4 protein-coding genes and 2 pseudogenes are annotated in these 5709 nt (G+C 72.3%); 3 read left to right on the forward strand and 3 right to left on the reverse strand.

The features are described 5' to 3' along the window. Positions 1–311 (reverse strand): annotated as a pseudogene (locus ACIGDI_RS43335) (rhamnose isomerase); the annotation flags it as partial. 265 nt (positions 312–576) lie between these two features. Between ACIGDI_RS43335 and ACIGDI_RS43340 the strand changes: the two are divergent. Then, the gene (locus tag ACIGDI_RS43340; protein ID WP_399908553.1) at positions 577–3210 is read left to right on the forward strand and encodes a family 78 glycoside hydrolase catalytic domain; all 2634 of its coding nucleotides are present in this window, start codon (positions 577–579) and stop codon (positions 3208–3210) included. A gap of 17 nt (positions 3211–3227) precedes the next feature. Here ACIGDI_RS43340 and ACIGDI_RS43345 read toward each other — a convergent pair whose 3' ends face one another. Next, entirely contained in the window at positions 3228–4103 is an 876-nt protein-coding gene (locus ACIGDI_RS43345; RefSeq protein WP_399908556.1) for an NmrA family NAD(P)-binding protein, read from the reverse strand. Between the two features lie 168 nt (positions 4104–4271). Here ACIGDI_RS43345 and ACIGDI_RS43350 point away from each other — a divergent pair, with 168 nt between their 5' ends. Further along, complete coding sequence (locus ACIGDI_RS43350) at positions 4272–5135, forward strand: LysR family transcriptional regulator (RefSeq protein ID WP_399908559.1); 864 nt, start codon at positions 4272–4274, stop codon at positions 5133–5135. After that, entirely contained in the window at positions 5132–5497 is a 366-nt protein-coding gene (locus ACIGDI_RS43355) for a YciI family protein (protein ID WP_399908562.1), read from the forward strand. Before ACIGDI_RS43350 ends, ACIGDI_RS43355 begins: the two co-directional genes overlap by 4 nt. A 60-nt stretch (positions 5498–5557) precedes the next feature. Here ACIGDI_RS43355 and ACIGDI_RS43360 read toward each other — a convergent pair. Then, positions 5558–5709 (reverse strand): annotated as a pseudogene (locus tag ACIGDI_RS43360) (rhamnose isomerase); the annotation flags it as partial.

The raw sequence follows: 5709 nt of genomic DNA on the forward strand, positions 1-5709 counted from the left end.
CCGAGTTTGTAGGCGTCGTCCTGGAAGGTGTTGGAGTTGATCGCTCCCAGCTTCACGCCGTGGTCCTGAGCGAACTTCGCCAGCGCCGCGTAGTCATCCACCTTGTCCCAGGGGATGTGCAACGCCACCGTCGGCGCCACGCCGGTGAACTCGTGCACCTTCGCCGCGTCCGCGAGCTTCTCCCAGGGGTCGCGGGGAACCCCTGGCTGGGCGAACACCTTGAACCGGGTTCCGGAGTTGCCGTACGCCCACGACGGGGTTTCGATCCGCTGGGCCGCGAGCGCTGCCTTCACGGCGGACAGGTCTGGCATGACCACCTCTGAACACTGTTTGAATCGTTTCAGGGAAAGTAGCCGCAGGTTCGCGGCGACGTCAAGACGTCGGGGCGGCTGTGCCGAGTCGGCGCCGTGAGGCGAAAGCTTTCCCCTGCCGGAACCCTTGACTGACGGCCGTGCCGCCATCACGATTCCGTGAAACGTTTCACGCAACTTTCGGGACGACTGACACGTGCCATCACCGGAGATTCGGCGGGCGGCCCGCCGTGTCCACCGCAATGTGCGACAAGGAGACCGTCCGATGAGGGTCACGGCCCCTGTTCTCGAACACCACCGCGAGCCCGTCGGCATCGGTGAGTCCCGGCCCCGCCTGAGCTGGCGCACCGAGACCGACGCGCCGGACTGGACGCAACGGGCCTACCGCGTCGAGATCACCGATGCCGACGGCGCGGTACTCACCGACACCGGGCGCGTCGAGGGCGCCGACTCCGTGCTGGTGGACTGGCCGGGCCCCGACCTCGGCTCCCGCGGCCGGGTCGGCGTGCGTGTCCAGGTGTGGGGCGACGGCGCCGAAGCATCCGACTGGTCGCCGCTCACCCGGGCCGAGACGGGACTGCTCGACCGCGCCGACTGGACCGCCCGCCCCGTCGGCCCCGACCGCGGCGCGTCCGACGCCCCGCTACCGGTGGCGCTGCTGCACCGCGCCTTCTTTCTCGACAAGGCGGTCGCGTCGGCGCGGCTGTACATCACCGCGTACGGCGTCTACGAGGCCGAGATCAACGGGAGCCGGGTCGGCGACCACGTCCTCGCCCCCGGCTGGACCTCGTACCACCACCGCCTGCGCTACCAGACCTTCGACGTCACCACGCTGCTGCGTGAGGGCGACAACGCGATCGGCGCGCTGCTGGGCGAGGGCTGGTACACCGGCCGGCTCGGATTCGGCGGTGGCCGCCGCAACCTCTACGGCGACCGGCGCGCCCTCCTCGCGCAGCTGGAGGTCACCCACCCCGACGGAACCGTCACCACCATCGCCACCGACGAGACCTGGCGCACGACGACCGGGCCCGTCCTGCGCTCGGAGATCTACGACGGTGAGGCCTACGACGCCCGGCTCGCACGCCCCGGCTGGTCCGAGCCCGGCCACGACCTCACCGGCTGGACGTCCGTCACCGAACTTCCCCTCCCTGAAGCCGAGTTGGTGGCACCGACCGGCCCACCCGTGCGCCGCACCCAGACGGTCGCCCCCGTCGACGTGATCACCACACCGTCCGGCAGGACCGTCCTCGACTTCGGCCAGAACCTCGTCGGACGCCTGCGCCTGCGCCTCTCGGGCCCGGCCGGGCACACGGTCACCCTGCGCCACGCCGAGGTGCTGGAACACGGCGAACTCGGCGTCCGGCCCCTGCGGTTGGCCGCCGCCACCGACACGTACACGCTCGCCGGCACGGGCGTGGAGACGTACGAACCCCGCTTCACCTTCCACGGCTTCCGCTACGCCGAAGTCGACGGCTGGCCGGGCGAGTTCGACCCGGCCGCCGTCGAAGCCGTGGTCCTGCACACCGACATGGCGCGCACCGGCTGGTTCGAGTGCTCGCACGACCTGGTCAACCGCCTGCACGAGAACGTCGTCCAGGGAATGCGCGGCAACTTCCTGGACGTCCCCACCGACTGCCCGCAGCGCGACGAACGCCTCGGCTGGACCGGCGACATCCAGGTCTTCGCGCCCACTGCGTCCTTCCTCTACGACTGCTCCGGCATGCTCGGCGGCTGGCTGCGCGACCTCGCCGCCGAACAGCTCGCCCGAGCCGACCGGGTCCCACCGCTGGTCGTGCCCGACGTCCTGCCGTTCGACTTCGGCGGCACCCCGCACGCCGTGTGGGCCGACGTGGCGGTACTGCTGCCGTGGACGCTGTACCGGCGCTTCGGCGACGTCGGGGTGCTGCGCGCCCAGTACCCGAGCATGCGCGCCTGGATGGAGGTGGCGGCCCGGCTCACCGAGGAGGGCGGCGGCCTGTGGCGGCAGGACTTCCAGCTCGGCGACTGGCTGGACCCGGCGGCACCGCCCGAGGACCCGGGGGCCGCTCGCACCGACGGCGACCTCGTCGCCAACGCCTATGTCGCCCGCTCGGCCGACGTGCTCGCCGAGACGGCACGGCTGCTCGGGGAGAAGGACGACGCCGTGCGCTACGAGGAGCTCGCACGGTCCGTACGGGCGGCGTTCGCCGAGGAGTTCGTCACCCCGGGCGGACGGCTCGCCAGCGACGCGCAGACGGCGTACGCGCTCGCGCTGTGCTTCGCCCTGCTGCCCACGGAACGTCAACGGCTGGGCGCCGCACGGCGGTTGGCGTTCATCGTGCGCAAGGCCGGCTTCCGCATCGCCACCGGATTCGCCGGTACGCCGCTGATCTGCGACGCGCTGTGCGCCGGCGGGGAGCCGCAGTTGGCGTACCGGATGCTGCTGGAGGAGGGCTGCCCGTCCTGGCTGTACCCGGTGACCATGGGAGCCACGACCGTGTGGGAACGGTGGGACTCGATGCTGCCCGACGGCAGCATCAACCCGGGCGAGATGACGTCCTTCAACCACTACGCCCTCGGCGCCGTCGCCGACTGGCTGCACCGCACGGTCGCCGGCCTGGAGGCCGCCGAACCGGGCTGGCGCCGGCTGCGGATCGCCCCCGTACCCGGCGGCGGCCTCACCGCCGCGAGAGCGGCGCACGAGACGCCGTACGGGCGTGCCGAGGCGGGCTGGCGGATCGAGGGGGACACCCTGGTGGTCGAGATCCTGGTACCGCCCAACACTCGGGCCGAGATACGCCTGCCCGGCGATGACGAACCGTTCGAGGTCGGCTCCGGCCACCGCACCTTCCGCCGGCCGCACACCCCTCCCGCCTGGCCCCCGGCGCCGGTACGGCATCCGTTCTCCGCTCCGGAGTGACCGTACGGCGGAGGTGCTCAGGCGAGGAACGCCGGCCTGAGCACCTCCTCGCACCACTGGCGGAAGCCGGTGGGGGAGGGGGCGGCGGTGCGGTGGTGCTCGTCGTAGGCGCCGCCGTTCCGGGCGACGGCCATGTCGACCAGGCCCTGGGCCCACGCCTCACTCGCACCGTGCCCGATCATCGCCTCCCGGTACGCGTCCAGGGACAGCTGGCGGTATCCGACCGGGCGCTCCAGCACCTCGGAGACGACCCGCGCCATGCCGTCGGGAGTGAGGGCGTCGGGGCTGACGACCGGCACCCCGCCCTGGCCGTCCCACGAGGCGTCCAGCAGGAGCTCCGTCGCCTTCGCGGCGATGTCGCGGGTCGCGACCACAGGGAGCACGCGGTCGGCGGGCTGCGGCCAGAAGAACGCGCCCTGATGCCTGATCGCCTCGGTCTGCCAGAGCAGGTTCTCCATGAACGCCGTGGCCTGCAGCGCCCGGAAGCTCACACCCGTCTCCTCGATCATCCGGTCCTTGGCGAGCGACGCCGACAGGTGCCCGGCGTTCGTCTCGATCCCGTGGCCCGCGGTGGAGACGGCCACCACCCGCTTGACGCCTCGGGCGCCGATGGCCCGGCACGCCGCCCGGGTCGAGTCCTCGTAATAGCCCACGACGCTGTCCGCGCGAAGGGCCGGCGGAACCACCCAGAACAGAGTGTCCGCACCGGCGAAGGCCTCCATGCACGCGTCCAGGTCGCTATGCGAACCCCGCACGACCTCCACGCGCTCACGGACCTCGGCGGAGAGCCCGGAAGGATCGCGCACGATCACGCGAACCGGTTCCCCTGCCCGGAGGAGGCCCTCGACGACCTGCCGGCCGATCTGTCCTGTGGGAGTGGTGACGACATGCATGACAAAGCTCCAAGGGGGCTCGCGGGAAGGGGCGGTCGACACCGGCGGCCGGTACGGCGGGCCGGGGAACCGCATGCCTCGATCCTGCGGTGCCGCCGCACGGGAAGGAAGGATCGACAGGGACCCGCTTGTTACCCTCAGGGACATACCGAACGGGAGGTGCCGGCCGTGGAATCACGTCCCCTGCGCTACTTCGTCGCCGTCGCGGAGGAACTCAACTTCGCCCGCGCGGCCGAACGGCTGGGCATCTCCGCCCCGCCCCTGTCCCGCGCCATCCGCAGGCTGGAGCAGGACCTGGGCATCGTCCTCTTCGAGCGCACCACCCACAGCGTCGCACTGACCCCGGCCGGCGAGGTCCTGCTGGCCGAGGCCCGTATCGCCCTCGACGCCCTGCGGGCCGCCGGACGACGGGCCCAGCGTGCCGCGGCGAAGGACCCGAAGCTGATCCTGGCGATCAAGGCCGACGGCGACGCCGGCCTGCTGGACACCATCCTGTCCCGGTACGCCCGGGAACCCGCCGCCCGGCCCGTGACCATCCGGCTGACCGGCTGGAACGGACAGGCCGAACTGCTGCGCAGCGGCGAGGCCGACGCGGCGCTGATCCACGAGCCGTTCGACCGCACCGGCCTCGACACCGAGACCGTGGCCGTCGAACCCCGCCTCGCCGCGCTCCCGGCCGGCCACCCCCTCGCCGCCCGCGACCGGGTGGGCCTCGGCGACCTCGGCATCCCCGACGTCGAGCCGGGCCGCCTCGACGGTCTGGCCCGGTACCTGGACGAGATCGTCGAGAGGTACGCCATCGCCGACCTGCCCCAGCTGGTGACGCTCGTCGAACTGGGCGAGGTGGTGACGCTGCTGCCGAAGTCGGTCGCCGTCCGCTACCCGCGCCCGGGCGTGGTCTACCGCGAGGTCCCCGACGCGCCCCCGTCCACCCTGTCGATCGCCTGGCCCCAGCAGTCCCGCTCCACGGCCACCGCCGCGCTGGTCCGCGTGGCGGCCTCGGTCGCCGCGGACCAGGAGGAGGCGGCATGAAGTACCTGGTGCTGATGTACGCCGATCCCGCGGCCACCGAGGCGATGACGGCGGACGAGCGGGCGGAGGTGTTCCGCAGACACGAGGCCCTCCACCGGGCCCTCGAGGGCACCGGCGAAATGCTGAACGGAGCCGGACTCGCCTACCCGCGCGACACCACGACGATCCGGTGGCACGAGGACGGCCCGACGACGACCGAGGCCCCGCTCACGGACGGGCGGGAGCAGCTGACCGCGTACTACGTGATCGACTGCGCGAGCCCCGAACGGGCCCGCGAGATCGCCGAACGCGTCCTCGACTTCCATGTCGTCGCGGTGGAGGTGCGCCCCGTGCACGACTCGTTCGGGATGGGCGAGGCCTAGCGGTCCAACAGGGTCGTGAGGGCGCGACGGCCCTCACGACCCCACGATGCGGAACAGACGTCAGGCGCCCCAGCCGGCCTGCTGCCCGCCGACCCGTTCCGCGACGATCTTCTCGGCCCATCCGGAGCGGTGGTAGGCGGTGATGGGGTCGGGGTCGAGGCCCATGTCCTGGCGGAGGTCGGCGAGGAGGGGGCGGACGTCGGTGTTGTAGG

It is taken from the genome of Streptomyces sp. NPDC085900 (assembly GCF_044540925.1).
GTDB lineage: Bacteria > Actinomycetota > Actinomycetes > Streptomycetales > Streptomycetaceae > Streptomyces > Streptomyces gilvifuscus.

Excerpts from the sequence above, each read along its gene's own strand:
- ACIGDI_RS43345 (WP_399908556.1), bottom strand. The coding sequence starts at position 4,103 with ATGCATGTCGTCACCACTCCCACAGGACAGATCGGCCGGCAGGTCGTC.
- ACIGDI_RS43355 (WP_399908562.1), top strand. The coding sequence starts at position 5,132 with ATGAAGTACCTGGTGCTGATGTACGCCGATCCCGCGGCCACCGAGGCG.
- ACIGDI_RS43340 (WP_399908553.1), top strand. The coding sequence starts at position 577 with ATGAGGGTCACGGCCCCTGTTCTCGAACACCACCGCGAGCCCGTCGGC.